Annotated in this window: 1 protein-coding gene; it reads right to left on the bottom strand. The window is 66.1% G+C overall.

What is annotated here, in order from left to right; translation table 11 throughout:
* Window positions 1–607 (bottom strand): PAS domain S-box protein (locus J7U37_RS24855; RefSeq protein WP_247637488.1); only part of this gene is annotated, 607 nt, incomplete at both ends.

Raw genomic sequence — 607 nt, 5'->3', positions numbered from 1 at the left:
TCATCTCGCCGTTGGCCCAGAACCGGCTGCCGTCCTTTCGAACATGCCAGCGCTCGTCGGCGCCCCGCCCGGACAGCAGGGCCAAGGCCATTTCCTGCTCTGGGACGCCGTTCGCGACGTCCTCGTCAGTGAAGAAGACATGGGCGGGCTTGCCACGCATCTCGGCCTCGTCCCAACCGAGGATACGTTCGGCGCCCGGGGACCAGCTCGTCACCATGCCGGCGAGATCCAGTGAGACGATGGCGTAGTCGAGGGCGCTCTCAAGAATCGCCGTGTTGCGCCGGTCGGTCTCACGACGTTGGCGCAGGGACCGGCGTAGCTCCAGGGTCGTCATGACCTGATGCGCGAGGGTGCGAAGCACGAACGCTTGGGAGGGCGTCAGCTTGTTGGGCTTGGTATCAAGCACGCACAGCGCCCCGAGGGCGACGCCGTCGGCAGTTCGCAGCGGAGCTCCTGCATAGAAGCGGACTTCGGGTCCGTCGGTCACCAGGGGGTTGTCCGACGTACGCGCGTCGAGGGTCAGGTCCTCGATCTCGAACACGTCGTCCTGCTGCACGGTGTAGGCGCAGATCGATTGGGACAGCGGCGTCTCGTTCCGTCCGAAGCC

It is taken from the genome of Methylobacterium sp. 37f (assembly GCF_023093475.1).
GTDB lineage: Bacteria > Pseudomonadota > Alphaproteobacteria > Rhizobiales > Beijerinckiaceae > Methylobacterium.
This window is presented reverse-complemented; position numbering and strand designations above follow the sequence as displayed.